The following is a 15,948-nucleotide window of genomic DNA, read 5'->3' as shown; positions in this document are numbered from 1 at the left end:
GCCTGTTTTTCAGGCAAATAATGCATGCCAAACACCGCTTTCCTGCCGAAATTCGGTGTTTGCGCTTAAGTTCAGGCGCTGTGCAGCAGGTCCTGCTCTTTCAGTGCGGCATAGCATTCGTCCAGCGACAGGCGAGCTCGTTCGATCAGGGTATCGATCTCGGCCGGGGTCATGACCAGCGGAGGAGAGATAATCATCCGGTCGCCCACATGGCGCATGATCAAATTATTGGCAAAGCACCGTTCGCGGCAGATATAGCCCACCGTTCCGGCAGGTGCAGCAAAGGCAGCCCGCGCTTCTTTGTTCGGTGTCAGTGCGATTGAGCCCATCATACCAACGATCTTGGCCTCACCCACCAGCGGGTGATCAATCAGCGCCTCCCACTTCTCTTTCAGATAGGGCGCAGCCACATCCTGCACGTGACCAACCACGTTTTCCTCTTCGAGAATGCGCAGGTTTTCCAGCGCCACCGCCGAGGACACCGGGTGCCCGGAATAGGTATAGCCGTGATTGAATTCGTCGCTCGCGATCACGGCGGCGACCTCATCCGACACCACCGAGCCACCGATCGGCGCGTAGCCCGAGCTAAGCCCCTTGGCGATGGTCATGATGTCCGGGCGGATGCCCATGGTCTGGCTGCCGAACCAGTTTCCGGTGCGGCCAAAGCCACAGATCACCTCATCCGCGATCAGCAGGATCTCGTATTTATCGCAGATGCGCTGAATTTCCGGCCAGTAGGTTTCCGGCGGCACAATAACGCCGCCCGCACCCTGAACTGGTTCGGCGATAAAGGCTGCAACGCGGTCTTCGCCCAGTTCCAGAATCGCCTCTTCCAGTTCCTGCGCGCGCTGCAGGCCGAACTCTTCGGGGGAGGTGTCACCACCCTCAGCCCACCAATGCGGTTGGTTGATATGGTGAATATCCGGGATCGGCAGGCCGCCCTGTTCATGCATCGCCGACATCCCGCCCAGGCTGCCGCTGCCAACCGAAGAGCCGTGATAGGCGTTCTTGCGGCTGATGATGATGGATTTAGTCGGTTTGCCCTTCAGCGCCCAGTAGTGACGCACCATGCGGATGTTGGTGTCATTCGCCTCAGATCCCGACCCGGCAAAGAATACATGGTTGAGATCACCGGGCGCCAGTTCCGCAATCTTGTTGGCCAGAGCGATGACCGGCACATGCGAGGTCTGGAAGAAGGTATTGTAATAAGGCAGCTCGCGCATCTGACGGGCGGCGACATCGGCCAGCTCGTCACGGCCATAGCCGATGTTGACGCACCACAGGCCCGCCATCGCGTCGAGGATCTCGTTGCCTTCACTATCGGTCAGCGTGACGCCGCTCGCGCGGGTGATGATCCGGGCGCCTTTTTCCGCCAGTTCACCATTGGCGGTGAAGGGATGCATGTGGTGCGCGGCGTCCAGGGCCTGCAATTCGGCCGTCGGCATGTGGTTGGTGATCGCATTCATGGGAGTCGCTCCAAAAATAAGAGATTGGCCCCAGAATATGATCAAATTTCACGGTGTCAATCGAATCAGTTGTCCGGATCCAGCCCCATGCTGACCTGATCCATGCCCTGACAAACGTCCCGCTCCATCGCCAAAGCAGCCATTTCGGGATCCCTGCGACGCAAGGCCTCAAGGATGTCCTTGTGACGGTCCGGAAAGCTCTGGGTGCCAAAGCGGCCACAGACCACCCGCAGGGACGGGCCAAAGCGCAGCCACAGGCGGTCCGCAAGATCGGTCAGGATCGGAGCGGCGGCGCGACTGTATAATGCGGTGTGGAAACTGTAGTTCTGCGCCAGATACCCCGGCACATCGCCTGCGGAAATCGCCTGATCCAGCGCCGTGTCGATACGCTCCAGCTCAGCGATATCGGCGTCCGAAACCTGTGTTGTTGCGAGCCTGACAAGCTCACACTCAATTGTTTTTCTTGCGAAAATAATCTCTTTGACATCCGATGTCCGCAGCAGGGGAACGGAAACACGCCGGTTACCCTGAAACACCAGCGCCCCATCCGAGATAAGTCGACGGATCGCCTCGCGGACCGGTGTCATCCCAACCCCCAAAGCCGCAGTCAAACCCTGGATCGTTACCGCCTGCCCCGGCGCCAGTTCACCGAACAGGATCTGCGCGCGCAGCTTTTGATACACGGCCTCATGGGCCGGCGTTTTCGCCGCGCCGTCTTCTGCATTCTGGGCCGAAGATGTGATCTCTGTCACCTTGGGGTATCCTCCTAGTTTTTGGGCAGCTTGCACCAAGAACCACCCGGTGAAAACATAAACAGTATTGCCCCACGAGGCAAAACTTGATCAAATCCACCCCAGCCGGGCAATGAAACCGGCAGGCACAGGGAGATACTCATGACACTCAAGACGATGACACTGACCGCCGTCGTTGCCCTTAGCAGCACGGCCGCCATCGCGGAAGAGGTGCGCGTTTATAACTGGTCCGACTACATCGACGAAGCCCTTCTGGAAAAGTTCGAGGCAGAGACCGGGATCGATCTGATCTACGATGTATTCGACAGCAACGAGCTTCTGGAAACCAAAATGCTGGCCGGCGGGTCGGGCTATGACGTGGTGGTGCCCAGCGGCACCTTCCTGCAGCGCCAGATCATGGCAGGCTCTTTCCAGAAACTGGACATGTCCAAGCTGCCCAACCACAAGAACATGTGGGATGTGGTCGAAAACCGTACCGAACAGTACGACCCGGACAACGCCTATTCCATCAACTACATGTGGGGCACCACCGGCATCGGTGTGAACGTCGGCAAGGTCAAGGAACTGCTGGGCGACGATGCCCCGATCAACTCGCTTGAGCTGGTCTTCAACCCCGACAACATGGAAAAACTGGCCGAATGCGGCGTGCATTTCCTGGATGCCCCGGCAGAAATGATCCCCGCTGCGCTGAAATACATCGGCGAAGATCCCGACAGCCATGACCCGGACGTGATCGCCAAGGCCGAAGGCGTCTTCATGGCGGTGCGCCCCTATATCCAGAAATTCCATTCCTCCGAATACATCAACGCGCTGGCGAATGGTGACATCTGCGTGGCAGTGGGCTGGTCCGGTGACGTGCTGCAGGCCCGCGACCGCGCCGCCGAAGCCGACAATGGCGTCGAAATCGCCTATCACGCGGCCGTCGAAGGCGCCCAGATGTGGTTCGACCAGATGGCCATTCCGGTCGACGCCCCGAACCCGGATGCGGCGCATGTGTTCCTGAACTTCATCATGGACCCGCAGAACATGGCTGCGGCATCAAACTACGTCTACTACGCCAACGGCAACAAGGCATCGCAGGAATTCCTGGTTGAGGACGTGATCGGCGATCCGGCGATCTACCCGGATGAAGCCACCCTGGCCAACCTGTTCACCACCACGCCCTATGCCCCCAAGGTGCAGCGCGTCGTGACCCGTCTGTGGACCAAGATCAAGTCGGGCACCTGATCCGATATCGCCTGATCCGGCAGGGCGCACCCTGTGCCCTGCCGGGCTATGCCAATACACCTTCCAAAGGGGCCAGTGCCGCTTTGGACCTGGACCGCGCAGGGGGCCGGATTGACACTTCCCGTTTTTGAACCCTGGAACGACCCCGAGGCCAAGCCTCTGATCGAGTTCCAAAATGTCACCAAACGCTTTGGTGAGTTCACCGCAATCGACGATCTGACAATCGGTATATACGAGCGGGAGTTCTTCGCGCTTCTTGGCCCCTCGGGCTGCGGCAAGACCACGCTGATGCGGATGCTCGCCGGGTTTGAAACCGCGACCGAAGGTAAGATCTATCTCGCCGGTCAGGATATCGCCCCGGTGCCGCCGAACAAGCGCGCGGTGAACATGATGTTCCAGTCCTACGCGCTGTTCCCGCATCTCAGCATCTGGGACAATATCGCCTTCGGGCTCAAACGCGAAGGCATGCCCAAGGACGACATCGGCGAGCGGGTGGAGAACATGCTGCGCCTGACCCGGCTGGAAAAATTCGCCCGCCGCAAACCGCACCAGATCTCGGGTGGACAGCGGCAGCGGGTGGCACTGGCGCGGTCGCTGGCCAAGGCCCCAAAACTGTTGCTGCTGGACGAACCCCTTGGTGCGCTCGACAAGAAGCTGCGCCAGGACACCCAGTTCGAGCTGATGGACATTCAGGAGAAGACTGGCACCACCTTTGTCATCGTCACCCACGACCAGGAAGAGGCGATGACCGTCGCCAGCCGCGTTGCGGTGATGGACAACGGCAAGATCATGCAGGTCGCCACCCCGGATCGCATCTACGAGACCCCCAATTCCGTTTACGTCGCCGATTTCATCGGTGATGTGAACATCATCGACGGCACCGTCACGCCCACCGGCGAAGACAGCTATGCCCTGAACTGGAAAGAAGGGCAGGAACCGCTGACGGTCAAAACTCCCAACACGTTCTCGGACGGGCAGACCGCACATCTGGCCATCCGCCCGGAAAAGGTCACCATCACCGCAGACCGCCCCGAAGGCGCCGATAACGCGGTGCAGGGCAAGATCCTCGACATTGCCTATCTCGGTAATATCTCGACCTATCACGTTGAACTGCCCTCTGGCGCGGTGATCAAGGCGCAGGCTGCAAATACCCGCCGCATCTCGCGCCGGGCCTTTACATGGGAAGACACTGTCTGGCTGTCCTGGACCGCCACGGCAGGCGTCCTGCTGGCGAACTGATGCGCCGCTTTGCCCTGATCATTGTCCCCTACCTGTGGCTCTTTGCGCTGTTTCTGGTGCCTTTTGCCATCGTCCTGAAAATCTCGCTTTCGGATGTGGCGCTGGCGCGCCCGCCCTATATGCCGCAATTCGACTGGGCGACGGGCATCTGGACCTTCCTGTCCGAGCTGGACTTTGAAAACTTTGTCTGGCTGACACAGGACGATCTATACTGGAAAGCCTATCTCAGCTCGCTGCAGATCGCCTTCTTCTCGACTGTGCTGACGCTGCTGGCGGGTTATCCGATCGCCTACGGCATGGCGCGGGCGCCGTCCGAATGGCGCGCGACGCTGATGATGCTGGTGATCCTGCCATTCTGGACCAGCTTCCTGATCCGCGTCTACGCCTGGATGGGCATCCTGTCGAACGAAGGGTTCCTCAACCAGTTGCTGTTGTGGCTGGGGATCATCAACGAGCCGCTGACCATCCTCAACACCAATACCGCCGTCTATATCGGCGTGGTCTATACCTACCTGCCCTTCATGATCCTGCCGATCTATTCCGCGCTGGAGCGGATGGATGAATCGCTGATCGAAGCGGCCGAGGATCTGGGTTGTTCGCGGCTCTCCGCCTTTTGGCTGGTGACCATCCCGCTGTCGAAACCCGGCATCATCGCGGGCTGTTTCCTCGTCTTCATCCCCACCTTGGGCGAGTTCGTGATCCCGTCGCTCTTGGGCGGATCGGACACGCTGATGATCGGCAAGGTTCTGTGGGAGGAGTTCTTCTCGAACCGGGACTGGCCGGTTGCCTCGGCCGTGGCGGTGGTGCTGCTGCTCCTCTTGATCGTTCCCATCGTGCTGTTCCAGCGCAACCAGCAGAAACAGCAGGAGGCCGAACAATGAACAGGATGAGCTGGTTCAATACCGTTTCGCTGACGCTTGGCTTTGCCTTTCTCTATGTGCCGATGGTGATTCTGGTCATCTTCAGCTTCAATGAAAGCAAGCTGGTCACCGTCTGGGCGGGCTTTTCGACCAAATGGTACAGCGAGCTGATGCAGAACGAGGCCTTCCTCAACGCCGCCTGGGTCACCATCAAGGTCGCAGTCTTCTCCTCGACCATCGCGACGGTTCTTGGCACCATGGCCGCCTATGTGATGGTGCGCGGCGGGCGGTTCTTTGGCCGCACCCTGTTTTCCGGGATGATCTACGCACCCCTCGTGATGCCCGAGGTAATCACCGGTCTGTCGCTGCTCCTGCTGTTCATCGGCATTGGGCTGGACCGGGGGATTCTGACCATCGTTCTGGCGCATACCACCTTCTCCATGTGCTACGTCTCGGTGGTGGTCTCCTCGCGATTGGTGACATTCGACCGGTCGCTGGAAGAGGCCGCGCTGGATCTGGGCTGTTCCCCGGCCGAGGCATTCCGTCTGGTGACCCTGCCCATCATCGCACCTGCGGTGATCTCGGGCTGGCTCCTCGCCTTCACCCTGTCGCTCGATGATCTGGTCATTGCCTCTTTCACCTCGGGACCAGCAGCCACCACCCTGCCGATCAAGATCTTTTCGGCAGTGCGCCTTGGGGTCTCCCCAGAGATCAACGCGCTGTCGACCATCATGATCGCCATTGTCACCATCGGCGTGATTTCGGCCTCGTTGGTGACGAAACACCAGATGGTGCGACAGAAACGGGACGAACAGGCGGCGGCGCGGACCTGATGCGGCGGATCTTCTCTGATTACGCCTATGGGCCGGGCCCGCGGGACGGCTGCTGGTGGGATGAAACCATTGCCGCCCCGGACTGGCCCAGGTTGTCCGGTGAGGTGACAGCCGATGTCGCAATTATCGGCGGCGGTTTCACCGGCATGTCCGCCGCCCTGCATCTGGCAGAGGCCGGCGCAAAGGTCGCCCTACTTGAGGCCGAAACGCCCGGTTGGGGTGCCTCCGGGCGCAACGGCGGTTTTTGCTGTATCGGCGGTGCCAAGCTGTCGGGCGCTGCCATGCGACGCAAATTCGGCGCCGAGGCCACCGACGTCTATGATGCCGGAGAGGTCGCTGCCGTCGATCTGGTGCACCAGCTGCTGGACCGTCACCAGATTGATGCCGATACCCACTCGGATGGCGAAACCCAGATGGCCCACAGCCCGCGTGCCATGAAGGCGCTGCGCCGACAGGCCGATGAGATTGCCGCTGCGGGCGGCTCACCGCAGTTGCTGGAACAGCATGAACTGGCCGCGAACGGAATGAACGGCGGCTTTTTTGGCGCCCTGACTACCCCAGTGGGATTCGGTCTCAATCCCCGCAAATACCTGTTCGGCATCGCCCGCGCCGCGCAATCTGCCGGGGCCAGCCTGTTTCAGAACAGCCCGGTAACCGGGCTCAGCCGCGCATCGAGCGGCGTGCATATCCTGACAACACCAGACGGTGCTTTGCACGCCGATCAGGTGATCGTGGCCACGAACGGCTATTCCTGGGACGGGCTTCCGGACTGGCTGTCGGGCCGCTATATCCCGGCGCAATCCACAGTGATGGTGACCCGCCCACTCAGCGATGAGGAGCTACAGGCGCAGGGCTGGTTCACCGATCAGATGGCCTTTGATACCCGCAACCTGCTGCATTATTTCCGGCTGATGCCGGACCGACGGTTCCTGTTTGGCATGCGAGGTGGGCTTTTTGCCTCGCCGCGTTCCGAAACCGCGATTCGCCGCGCGCTGCGTCAGCATTTTGACACCATGTTCCCCGAATGGCGCGCAGTGGAAGGCACGCATTTCTGGTCTGGCATGGTCTCCATGGCGCGCAATCTGGTTCCCTTTGTCGGGCCGATTCCCGGTGAAAAAGGGATGTTCGCGGGCCTGTGCTATCACGGCAATGGGGTTGCCATGGGCAGCTATTCCGGTCGGTTGCTGGCCGATCTGGTGCAGGGCAAACAGCCCGGCCTGCCCTATTCACCCGTTGTTCAGAGCATGGGGAAATTCCCCTTTGGCCGCGCCCGCCGGGTGGTAATGCCGCCCGCCTATGCGGTGCTGGGGATGATGGACTGAAGCGCGGCGATCTCCAGCTGCATTGCGGCCCGGTCCTGCGCCCCGCCTTGCTCCGCTTTCCACAGACAATAGGCTGCCATACGCCAATGGAACCAGGGCTTCAGGGCCTCTGTACGCTCGGCGACCAGCCGATCCGGATAGGCCGCAAGAAAGGCAGCCTCCTCCGCGCGGCTCAAGACTTTGCCGCGGTACAGGAATTGCATTGCGGGCGACAGAAAAAGTGCCAGATCCTCGGCCGGGTCGCCTTTCTGCGGGCATTGCCAGTCGATCAGGGTCAGTGTTCCGTCATGCGCCACCAGATTGCCCGGCACCGGGTCACCATGGATCAGGCTGGTGCCGGAGGCGGGCGGCACCTGTCCTGCGGGGCGCAACGCGCGCAGATCCGCGCCACCTTGGGTTTGGGACAGGATGCTTTCGGTCTGCGCCGTCAGCATCGCGCTGCCATTCACGCCTGCGGGAACGCCTGCGAAAACCGGCTGATCATGCAACCGGCCAAGCAGCCGGGCCACTTCGGCAGCACCGCGCTGCCAGGGAGCGCCCTCAATATGGGAATAGGCCAACCAATGGCGCCCCTCGAAATGACCAGAAGTGACCAGATGCGGCACCATTCCGGTCCCGGACAAGGCCGAAAGCACTGCAATTTCCCGCAAGGGATCATTGGCAAACAGCGGATTTTTTCGTCCCCGCTCGAACAATTTCACCACCAAATCGCCCATGCGCCAGACATGATTCGAACGCCCCCCGGTCAGGATCCGGGGGGCGCGCGCCTCAAATCCCGAGGCGTTCAGATACGTAAAGAATCTGCTGTGAAATTCAGGCGATTTGGCTGACAGGGTCCGCTCCAGTCTTCATCCCCCGGCGAAATGCGAGGGTATCAGGGGACGATGCCCCCCGATGTTCCGGCGTTCCCTGCCCTATTGTCAGGTCTCGGCCGGAGCGTCGCGAAGCCCCGTCACAGTGGATGCCAAGATCGCCGAGCCGCCTTCGGTGATCAAGACCACATCGCCGCCCTGCATCTGGGTTTCCGTCACCTTGGTATAGACCTCGGCCAGATCCGTCAGCAGAACATCGCCGTCACGGCTGCTTTCGATGGTGAAGGCATAGCTGCCGGGTTCGAGCGTATTGCCTTCCTGATCGGTACCATCCCAGGAATAGGGTTCGGCAGAAACAGGCAGGTTGATACGCGCGACTTCGGTCCCATCAGCATCGGTGACGACCATTGTCACCTGATCCGCAGCAGCCGCCGGATTCGGGGCCACAACCACCGGAGAGGATCCGTCAAAATAACCCGGCGCCGCAACGCGGGCCTCCATGCCCACCCAGCCGGACATCGCCGCCATATTGGACAGGCCCAGCTGATTCTGCATGGCCAGCAGCAGATCGTTGCCCTGAACCTGTTGCTCCACCATCGAGAACTGCGCCAGCTGCGATGCATATTCCGTCGAATCGAGCGGTTCCAGCGGATCCTGATAACGCGCCTGGGCGGTCAGCATTTTCAGGAAGGTTTCAAAGTCCGAAGCCAGTCCGGTCGGACGCGTGGCTTTCGCGGCGCTGGCCTGGGTCGTTGTCGCGGCACTGGCCGCGCTTACAGCATCTGTCATGGTTCAAACTCTCATATCAACGCCGGTGGTGCCCATCCGGAGGTTCTGTATCTGTGTTTCAGCGACCTCATCGGTCGCGCTCATATCGGTGGCCCCAGTCGAGGCACCATGTCCGTTCCCGGCACCTGTGCCAGTGCCGTCGCCCAGCCCCTGCTGAGCCTGCCCGCCCGCAGAATCACCGCTGCTGAATTCGAACGAGATGTCCTGGAACCCCATGCGACGGAATTCCTCGGCCAACTCATTGATATGGCGGCGCATCAGATCGCCGGTTTCCGGGCGTTCTGTCTGGATGATCATGGTGATGCCGTTTTCACTGGTCGCAACGCGCATCTTCACCTTGCCCAGCTCTTCGGGGTTCAGTGAGACATCCACGTTCCGGTCGCCTTTCGCAACGAATGCTTCGGCCATTTGCGAAGCGATCATACGCGGGGTTTCTGGGCGGTGCGTGATTCCGGGCTGGAACACCGCTTCGGTCAGAAGCTGCGGCAATCCCGGAAGATCTGCTGTCATGCTCAACCCGCTACCCGATGAATCCCCCAGCAGCCCCGGCGCCTGCGACAGTTTCATGGTGTCTGCCTGCAACGCCTGCATCATTGCAATGGCGGAATTGGTGGTTGCGTTGACTGCAGTGGCCGCGTTTGTCTGGACACCCGCAGCGGCAGTGGATGCCTTGGCCACTTCGGCAGCGGCCTGCGCATCACCATTGCGGGTGCGATAGCGCGCCTTGCGGGAATCCCCGGCTTCTGCGTTTTCGACCTGCATCTGGAACACAGACTTCGGCAGGCTGTCGGCGGAAGACGTCTTGCTCGCGGCGGCAGCGGCAGCGGGCGTCGCCTTGTCTGCTGCAGCCATCCGGGCGTCAGCCGCCTTTTCTTCTGCTTTCAACGATGCTTTCGCCTCTGCCGGACTGGCCGGTGTCGCGGATTTGGTCGCGTCAGCCGCGGTTGCAGGGCTGGCCGGAGTTGCCGCCGCAGCGCCTGGCTTGTCCTGAGCCACTCTGGCGACGGCCTGATCTGCGGCTCCGGTCTGCGTTCTGGCGGGGCTTGCTCCCTCTTCCTGGGCCGCTTCGGTATTGACCGTCATGGCCGACTGTTCGCCGACCTTCACATCGCCACCGCCCGCGGTGGCTTTACCATCTGACTGTGCCGCCCGCGCCGGGGCCTGGTTTTCAATCGTGTCTCGTCCGGCAAAGGCTGCGCCTGCGGCAGCCGGACCTTGCGCTTTTTCCTCGCCTGCCGTCTGAGCTGTCGTGTTCCCGGCCGCTTTTGAAGCGGCTGCTTCGCCGTCTTCTACCACCGCCGATCCGGCGACAGCTCCCTGACCTATCTTCTGCCCCACGCGCGCCCCTTCAGGCAGATCTGCAGACCTGGCAGACCGTTTTTCCGCATCCAGAGCCGCATGTTCTGCCGCAATGGCCGCTTCGCTCGGCGTTTCAACGTCCTCTCCCACGGCGTTCTCGGTCGAATCGCCCGTCGCTTGGTCGGCAACCATGTCCTCTGATCTGACGGACGCGTTATCCGCCTCAACAGCAGCCTGAGAATCAACCTGATCCGCTATGCCGCTATCGATTGTTTCTGACGTTTGGGACTGTGCCGCCTCCTGCTTGGAGGCTGCGTCATTTACATGATCTGCGAACGAACGATCCTGAGTCTTTTTCGGAGCATCCTGCGCTGGGGAGGTCTTGCTGCCTGTGGCTCCGCCAAGGGCCTGACCTATGAGTGATGTGGTATGCATGGGTTTCCAGACGTTCTATCTCGATACCCCCTTCTACCTCAAAGCGGTTACGGCAATTTTAACCGGTTATGTCGCAGTCTCAGAAAAATCGAAGCAATTCGTAGTTTCTGTCAGACCGAGGCCAAAATGCCGAATGCAACCATATCCCCCCTGTCACAGGGCCTGTCGCAGGCCAAGCCCCAGCCCCCGCAAGATGACCCTCTGCGCAAGGCCGCGCTCGAGCTAGAAGCTTCATTTTTGGCGGAAATGTTGAAATCTGCGGGGCTTGGTGAATCACGCGAAGGACTTGGCGGCGGCGGTGCTGGAGAAGAACAGTTTTCCAGCTTTCTGGTCCGTGCCCAGGCAGAACAAATTGCAAAAGCCGGCGGCATCGGGCTCGCCGAATCACTCTATCACGCACTGAAGGAATCTCAGAAATGACTGACCAAAATCCCCAGACCCTCATCGATGAACTGGATACCATCCTCGACGAAGAGCGCGCTGCCCTTATGGACGGCGATCTGAAAAAGATGGAAGCCATCCTTGCGCGAAAAGAACAGGCGATCGAAGCGCTCAACAGTTTTTCCGATCTGGAACGCCAAACCCTTTCGAAGGTGCAAAGCAAGGTCACGCGTAATCAGGACCTTCTGGAAAGCGCCATGGAAGGCATCCGCTCGGTCGCAACACGTATGGCCGAATTGCGCCGGGTTCGCAAAGGTCTGGACGTATATGACAGCGCGGGCCGCAAGACCCGCTATGGCACCCGTTTGGACCAAAAACTCGAGAGGCGTGCGTAGAGGTACACAACCAAAGGTTGATATCACAGAAGCTTGATCTCGTAATTAGGGTTCCTTTAGCAAACTCCACAGCAAAGTCCGCTTGCGCCTCGGGAAACGAGGTGGCGCGGGAGCCAGATGGCTTAACGCATAGTCAGAAAGACGTCAGAGATGTCCTTCGGGACAGGAAATACTCGGGGACGAAACGTCTCATATTGCTAAAGGACTAAAAGCTATGACCAGCATTCTGACGAATAACGGCGCAATGGTCGCTCTGCAGACCCTGAACTCCATCAACATGAACCTGGAGAATACCCAGAACGCCATTTCCACCGGTAAGGACGTTGCAACGGCCAAGGACAACTCGGCAATCTGGGCGATCTCGAAAGTCATGGAATCGGACGTTGCCGGCTTCAACGCCGTGGGCGACTCGCTGGCTCTGGGTGAATCCACGGTGGCGGTTGCAACGGCCGGCGCCGAACAGATCACCGACCTTCTGAGAGAGATGAAGGAAAAAGTGACCACTGCAACCGGGGAGAACGTGGATCACAACAAAATTAAAGCCGAAGTCGACGAGCTGAAAAAACAGATCACCTCGATCATCAAAGGATCGCAGTTCAACGGTGCAAACCTGCTGAACAAAAATGGTGGCAACCTGACTGTTCTGTCCTCGCTTGACCGCAATGGGACTGGCACATCCTCTACAGTATCCGCTTCGAACATCACCGTAGCCTCGGTCAACTTTGAGGATAACCTGTCCCTGGGGACCATCGATGTTTCAAATTCAACGCAAGCTGAACTTTCCATCTCGAAGATTGAGTCTCTGATCCAGACTGCAATCAACGGCGCCGCCGCCCTGGGTGCTTCGGCAGCCCGCATTGAGAAGCAAGCCGACTTCGTCTCAAAGGTGTCTGACGCGATGAAAAGCGGCATCGGCGCGCTGGTGGATACTGATATGGAAGCGGCATCCGCGCGATTAAAGGCGTTGCAGACACAGCAACAGCTAGGTGTACAGGCGCTATCGATTGCCAACTCGGCGCCACAGACCCTGCAGCAGCTGTTCCGTTAAACGGCCTGATCCGGGGCGCGCCAGACGCGCCCCGGTTTCTTATCCTTAGCCCCTCATCGATGAACGAAATGTCGGCCTCGGCGAAGGGCGTACTGCCAGTATGGATGGCACTCTGAAAAAGAGAAAAGCCGTCCTCGTGCGAAAAGAACAGGCGATCGAAGCGCTCAACAGTTTTTCCGACCTGAAACGCCAGCCCTTTTCGACGGCGTGAGGCAAGGTCACGCGCATTCAGAACCCATCGAAAAGTGCCATTGGGGAGGGGCATTCCCTCAGTCGCAGCACGAATGGCGAACCTGTGCCAGTTGCGTGGCGATTGCAATCAGTGGCCCCCACACACGAGCCTAGATGAGCTCCCCCCGTGCAGGTCGCACCAAAGGCCAGTTGAGCCCCCAACCTTGACAAGAGCGAAGAAAAACCGCGCGTCCTGCGGCGAGCGGGTCATTCGGACAGGTCCGGATCCATACGAAGGCGCAGGACGCAAGATCCGCTCGGCATCGGATTGGATCAAATATTCGAGAGGCATGCGCAAGCCCGCACAACTTAAGCGGAATTCTAGAGACCGCAACTCTCGCCGTTAATGTTCTCTTAGAAACTATTGCAGAAAGGTGTAATCGCGCCTCGGGAAACGGGGGGGGCGCGGAAGCCGCACGGCTTAACGCATAGTCAGAACGACGTCAGAGACGCCCTTCGGGGCATCAAACACGCGAGACGAAACGTCTCATATTGCTAAAGGACAAAAAGCTATGACCAGCATTCTGACGAACAACGGCGCAATGGTTGCGCTGCAGACTCTGAACTCCATCAACATGAACCTGGAGAATACCCAGAACGCGATTTCCACCGGTAAGGACGTCGCAACGGCCAAGGACAACTCGGCCATCTGGGCGATCTCGAAGGTCATGGAATCGGATGTTGCCGGCTTCAACGCGGTAAGCGACTCGCTGGCTCTGGGGGAATCCACTGTTGCGGTTGCAACGGCCGGCGCCGAACAGATCACCGACCTTCTGAGAGAGATGAAGGAAAAAGTGACCACTGCAACCGGGGAGAACGTGGATAACAACAAAATCAAAGCTGAAGTCGACGAACTGACAAAACAGATCACCTCGATCATCAAGGGGTCGCAGTTCAACGGTGCGAACCTGCTGAACAAGAACGGTGGTGACCTGACAGTTCTGTCCTCGCTTGACCGCAATGGGACTGGCACATCCTCTACAGTATCCGCTTCGAACATCACCGTATCCTCGGTCAACTTTGAGGATAACCTGACCCTGAGCGGCATTGATGTCAGTGATTCGTCACAGGCTGAACTTTCCATCGCCAAGATTGAGGCTCTGATCCAGACTGCGGTTGACGGCGCCGCCGCCCTGGGTGCTTCGGCAGCCCGTATTGAGAAGCAGTCCGAATTCGTCTCAAAGGTGTCTGACGCGATGAAGAGCGGCATCGGCGCGCTGGTGGATACTGATATGGAAGCCGCATCCGCGCGATTAAAGGCGTTGCAGACACAGCAACAGCTAGGCGTACAGGCGCTATCGATTGCCAACTCGGCGCCACAGACCCTGCAGCAGCTGTTCCGTTAAACGGCCTGATCCGGGGCGCGCCAGACGTGCCCCGGTCTTTATCCCCGGCCCCTCATCGAAGCGCTCAACAATGTCTCAGACCTGGAGCCCCCCCTTTCGGAAGCGCTAAGCAAGGTCACGCGCGATCAGGACCCATCGAAAACGCCATGGGGGCATTCGCTCAGCCGCAGCACGGATGGCGAACCTGCGTCGGCTGCGCAAAGGTCTGGCGGTATAAGTCAGCGCAGACCGCAAGATCCGCTATAGCATCCGGGTGGATCAGAAACTGGAAAATCCTGCGAAAGGCTGCACAACTTTGCGACGATTTAACCACCACCCACTCTCCCTATTAGGACTCCCTTAGCAATTTTCGTGGCAATGTCTACTTGCGTCCCAGGAACCGGGGTGGCGCGGGAGCCGGATGGCTTAACGCATAGTCAGAAAGACGTCAGAGATGCCCTTCGGGGCATCAAACACGCGAGACGAAACGTCTCATATTGCTAAAGGAATGAAAGCTATGACCAGCATTCTGACGAACAACGGCGCAATGGTCGCTCTGCAGACCCTGAACTCCATCAACATGAATCTGGAGAATACCCAGAACGCGATTTCCACCGGTAAGGACGTCGCAACTGCCAAGGACAACTCGGCCATCTGGGCGATCTCGAAAGTCATGGAATCGGATGTTGCCGGCTTTAACGCCGTGAGCGACTCCCTGGCTCTGGGGGAATCCACTGTTGCGGTTGCAACGGCCGGCGCCGAACAGATCACCGACCTTCTGAGAGAGATGAAGGAAAAAGTGACCACTGCAACCGGGGAGAACGTGGATCACAACAAAATCAAAGCCGAAGTCGACGAGCTGAAAAAACAGATCACCTCGATCATCAAGGGGTCGCAGTTCAACGGTGCGAACCTGCTGAACACCGCTGGTGATGACCTGACCGTTCTATCCTCCCTTGACCGGGATTCGACTGGCACAGTCACCGCGTCGAACATCACCGTAACCTCGGTTGATTTTGAAGCCACACTGACGCTGGGCGACGTCAATGTCAGTGATTCAACACAGGCTGAACTTTCCATCGCGAAGATTGAAGCTCTGATCCAGACTGCGGTTGACGGCGCCGCCGCCCTGGGTGCTTCGGCAGCCCGCATCGAAAAGCAGGCCGAATTCGTCTCAAAGGTGTCTGACGCGATGAAGAGCGGCATCGGTGCGCTGGTGGATACTGATATGGAAGCCGCATCCGCGCGATTAAAGGCGTTGCAGACGCAGCAACAGCTAGGGGTACAGGCGCTATCGATTGCCAACTCGGCGCCACAGACCCTGCAGCAGCTGTTCCGTTAAACGGCCTGGTCTGGGGCGCGCCAGACGCGCCCCGGTTTCTTATTCTCAACGCTCATTGATGAGATCAACACGCATTCCGATCTGAAACGCCCGGCCCTTCTGGAAGTTCTAAGGAAGGTCACGCGCAATCAAAACCCATCGGAAAGCGCCATTGGGGCCGCCCGATTGAACCAAAAGCCTTGGATCAGAAGC

Annotated in this window: 15 protein-coding genes; 10 read left to right on the top strand and 5 right to left on the bottom strand. The window is 59.2% G+C overall.

Annotated features, from left to right (window positions below):
- Positions 1–71 precede the first annotated feature (71 nt).
- Positions 72–1,466 (bottom strand): aspartate aminotransferase family protein, encoded by a 1,395-nt coding sequence (locus tag JL2886_RS11675; RefSeq protein WP_065272160.1) that lies wholly within the window; start codon positions 1,464–1,466, stop codon positions 72–74.
- A gap of 65 nt (positions 1,467–1,531) precedes the next feature.
- Positions 1,532–2,218, bottom strand: coding sequence for a GntR family transcriptional regulator (locus JL2886_RS11670; RefSeq protein ID WP_116560328.1), 687 nt, complete (start codon positions 2,216–2,218; stop codon positions 1,532–1,534).
- A 141-nt stretch (positions 2,219–2,359) separates the two neighbouring features.
- Between JL2886_RS11670 and JL2886_RS11665 the strand changes: the two genes are divergently transcribed.
- From JL2886_RS11665 to JL2886_RS11645, 5 genes are all read left to right on the top strand, one after another.
- Entirely contained in the window at positions 2,360–3,445 is a 1,086-nt protein-coding gene (locus JL2886_RS11665; RefSeq protein ID WP_065272159.1) for a polyamine ABC transporter substrate-binding protein, read from the top strand.
- A gap of 111 nt (positions 3,446–3,556) precedes the next feature.
- Positions 3,557–4,684, top strand: a complete 1,128-nt coding sequence (locus JL2886_RS11660) for an ABC transporter ATP-binding protein (protein ID WP_065273664.1) — start codon at positions 3,557–3,559, stop codon at positions 4,682–4,684.
- On the top strand, positions 4,684–5,565 hold the full coding sequence (locus tag JL2886_RS11655) for an ABC transporter permease subunit (protein WP_065272158.1): 882 nt from the start codon (positions 4,684–4,686) through the stop codon (positions 5,563–5,565). Before JL2886_RS11660 ends, JL2886_RS11655 begins: the two co-directional genes overlap by 1 nt.
- Entirely contained in the window at positions 5,562–6,377 is an 816-nt protein-coding gene (locus tag JL2886_RS11650; RefSeq protein ID WP_065272157.1) for an ABC transporter permease, read from the top strand. Before JL2886_RS11655 ends, JL2886_RS11650 begins: the two co-directional genes overlap by 4 nt.
- Entirely contained in the window at positions 6,377–7,699 is a 1,323-nt protein-coding gene (locus tag JL2886_RS11645; RefSeq protein ID WP_197492314.1) for an NAD(P)/FAD-dependent oxidoreductase, read from the top strand. Before JL2886_RS11650 ends, JL2886_RS11645 begins: the two co-directional genes overlap by 1 nt.
- On the opposite strand, the gene JL2886_RS11640 is transcribed toward JL2886_RS11645, so the two are convergent.
- The 3 genes from JL2886_RS11640 to JL2886_RS11630 form a co-directional block, all read right to left on the bottom strand.
- Positions 7,672–8,448 carry a phosphotransferase family protein gene (locus JL2886_RS11640; RefSeq protein ID WP_082996070.1) on the bottom strand — a complete coding sequence of 259 codons (777 nt, stop codon included), beginning with the start codon at positions 8,446–8,448 and terminating at the stop codon, positions 7,672–7,674. The genes JL2886_RS11645 and JL2886_RS11640 overlap by 28 nt on opposite strands.
- A 171-nt stretch (positions 8,449–8,619) precedes the next feature.
- Positions 8,620–9,300, bottom strand: coding sequence for a FlgD immunoglobulin-like domain containing protein (locus JL2886_RS11635; protein ID WP_065272154.1), 681 nt, complete (start codon positions 9,298–9,300; stop codon positions 8,620–8,622).
- Positions 9,301–9,303: 3 nt separating this feature from the next.
- Entirely contained in the window at positions 9,304–10,791 is a 1,488-nt protein-coding gene (locus tag JL2886_RS11630) for a flagellar hook-length control protein FliK (protein WP_065272153.1), read from the bottom strand.
- 369 nt (positions 10,792–11,160) lie between these two features.
- Between JL2886_RS11630 and JL2886_RS19725 the strand changes: the two genes are divergently transcribed.
- From JL2886_RS19725 to JL2886_RS11605, 5 genes are all read left to right on the top strand, one after another.
- The gene (locus JL2886_RS19725) at positions 11,161–11,454 is read left to right on the top strand and encodes a rod-binding protein (protein WP_065272152.1); all 294 of its coding nucleotides are present in this window, start codon (positions 11,161–11,163) and stop codon (positions 11,452–11,454) included.
- A complete protein-coding gene (locus JL2886_RS11620) occupies positions 11,451–11,810 on the top strand; it encodes a flagellar export chaperone FlgN (RefSeq protein WP_065272151.1) in 360 nt (119 codons plus the stop codon). The genes JL2886_RS19725 and JL2886_RS11620 overlap by 4 nt, the downstream gene beginning before the upstream one ends.
- Before the next feature lie 214 nt (positions 11,811–12,024).
- On the top strand, positions 12,025–12,858 hold the full coding sequence (locus JL2886_RS11615; protein ID WP_065272150.1) for a flagellin: 834 nt from the start codon (positions 12,025–12,027) through the stop codon (positions 12,856–12,858).
- A gap of 743 nt (positions 12,859–13,601) precedes the next feature.
- The gene (locus tag JL2886_RS11610) at positions 13,602–14,435 is read left to right on the top strand and encodes a flagellin (protein ID WP_065272149.1); all 834 of its coding nucleotides are present in this window, start codon (positions 13,602–13,604) and stop codon (positions 14,433–14,435) included.
- A 496-nt stretch (positions 14,436–14,931) separates the two neighbouring features.
- Positions 14,932–15,756 carry a flagellin gene (locus JL2886_RS11605; RefSeq protein WP_065272148.1) on the top strand — a complete coding sequence of 275 codons (825 nt, stop codon included), beginning with the start codon at positions 14,932–14,934 and terminating at the stop codon, positions 15,754–15,756.
- Positions 15,757–15,948 lie beyond the last annotated feature (192 nt).

This window comes from Phaeobacter gallaeciensis, from assembly GCF_001678945.1.
Lineage (GTDB): Bacteria > Pseudomonadota > Alphaproteobacteria > Rhodobacterales > Rhodobacteraceae > Phycobacter > Phycobacter gallaeciensis_A.
The sequence above is the reverse complement of the archived record's forward strand: the minus strand, read 5'-3'. Positions and strand labels throughout refer to the sequence as shown.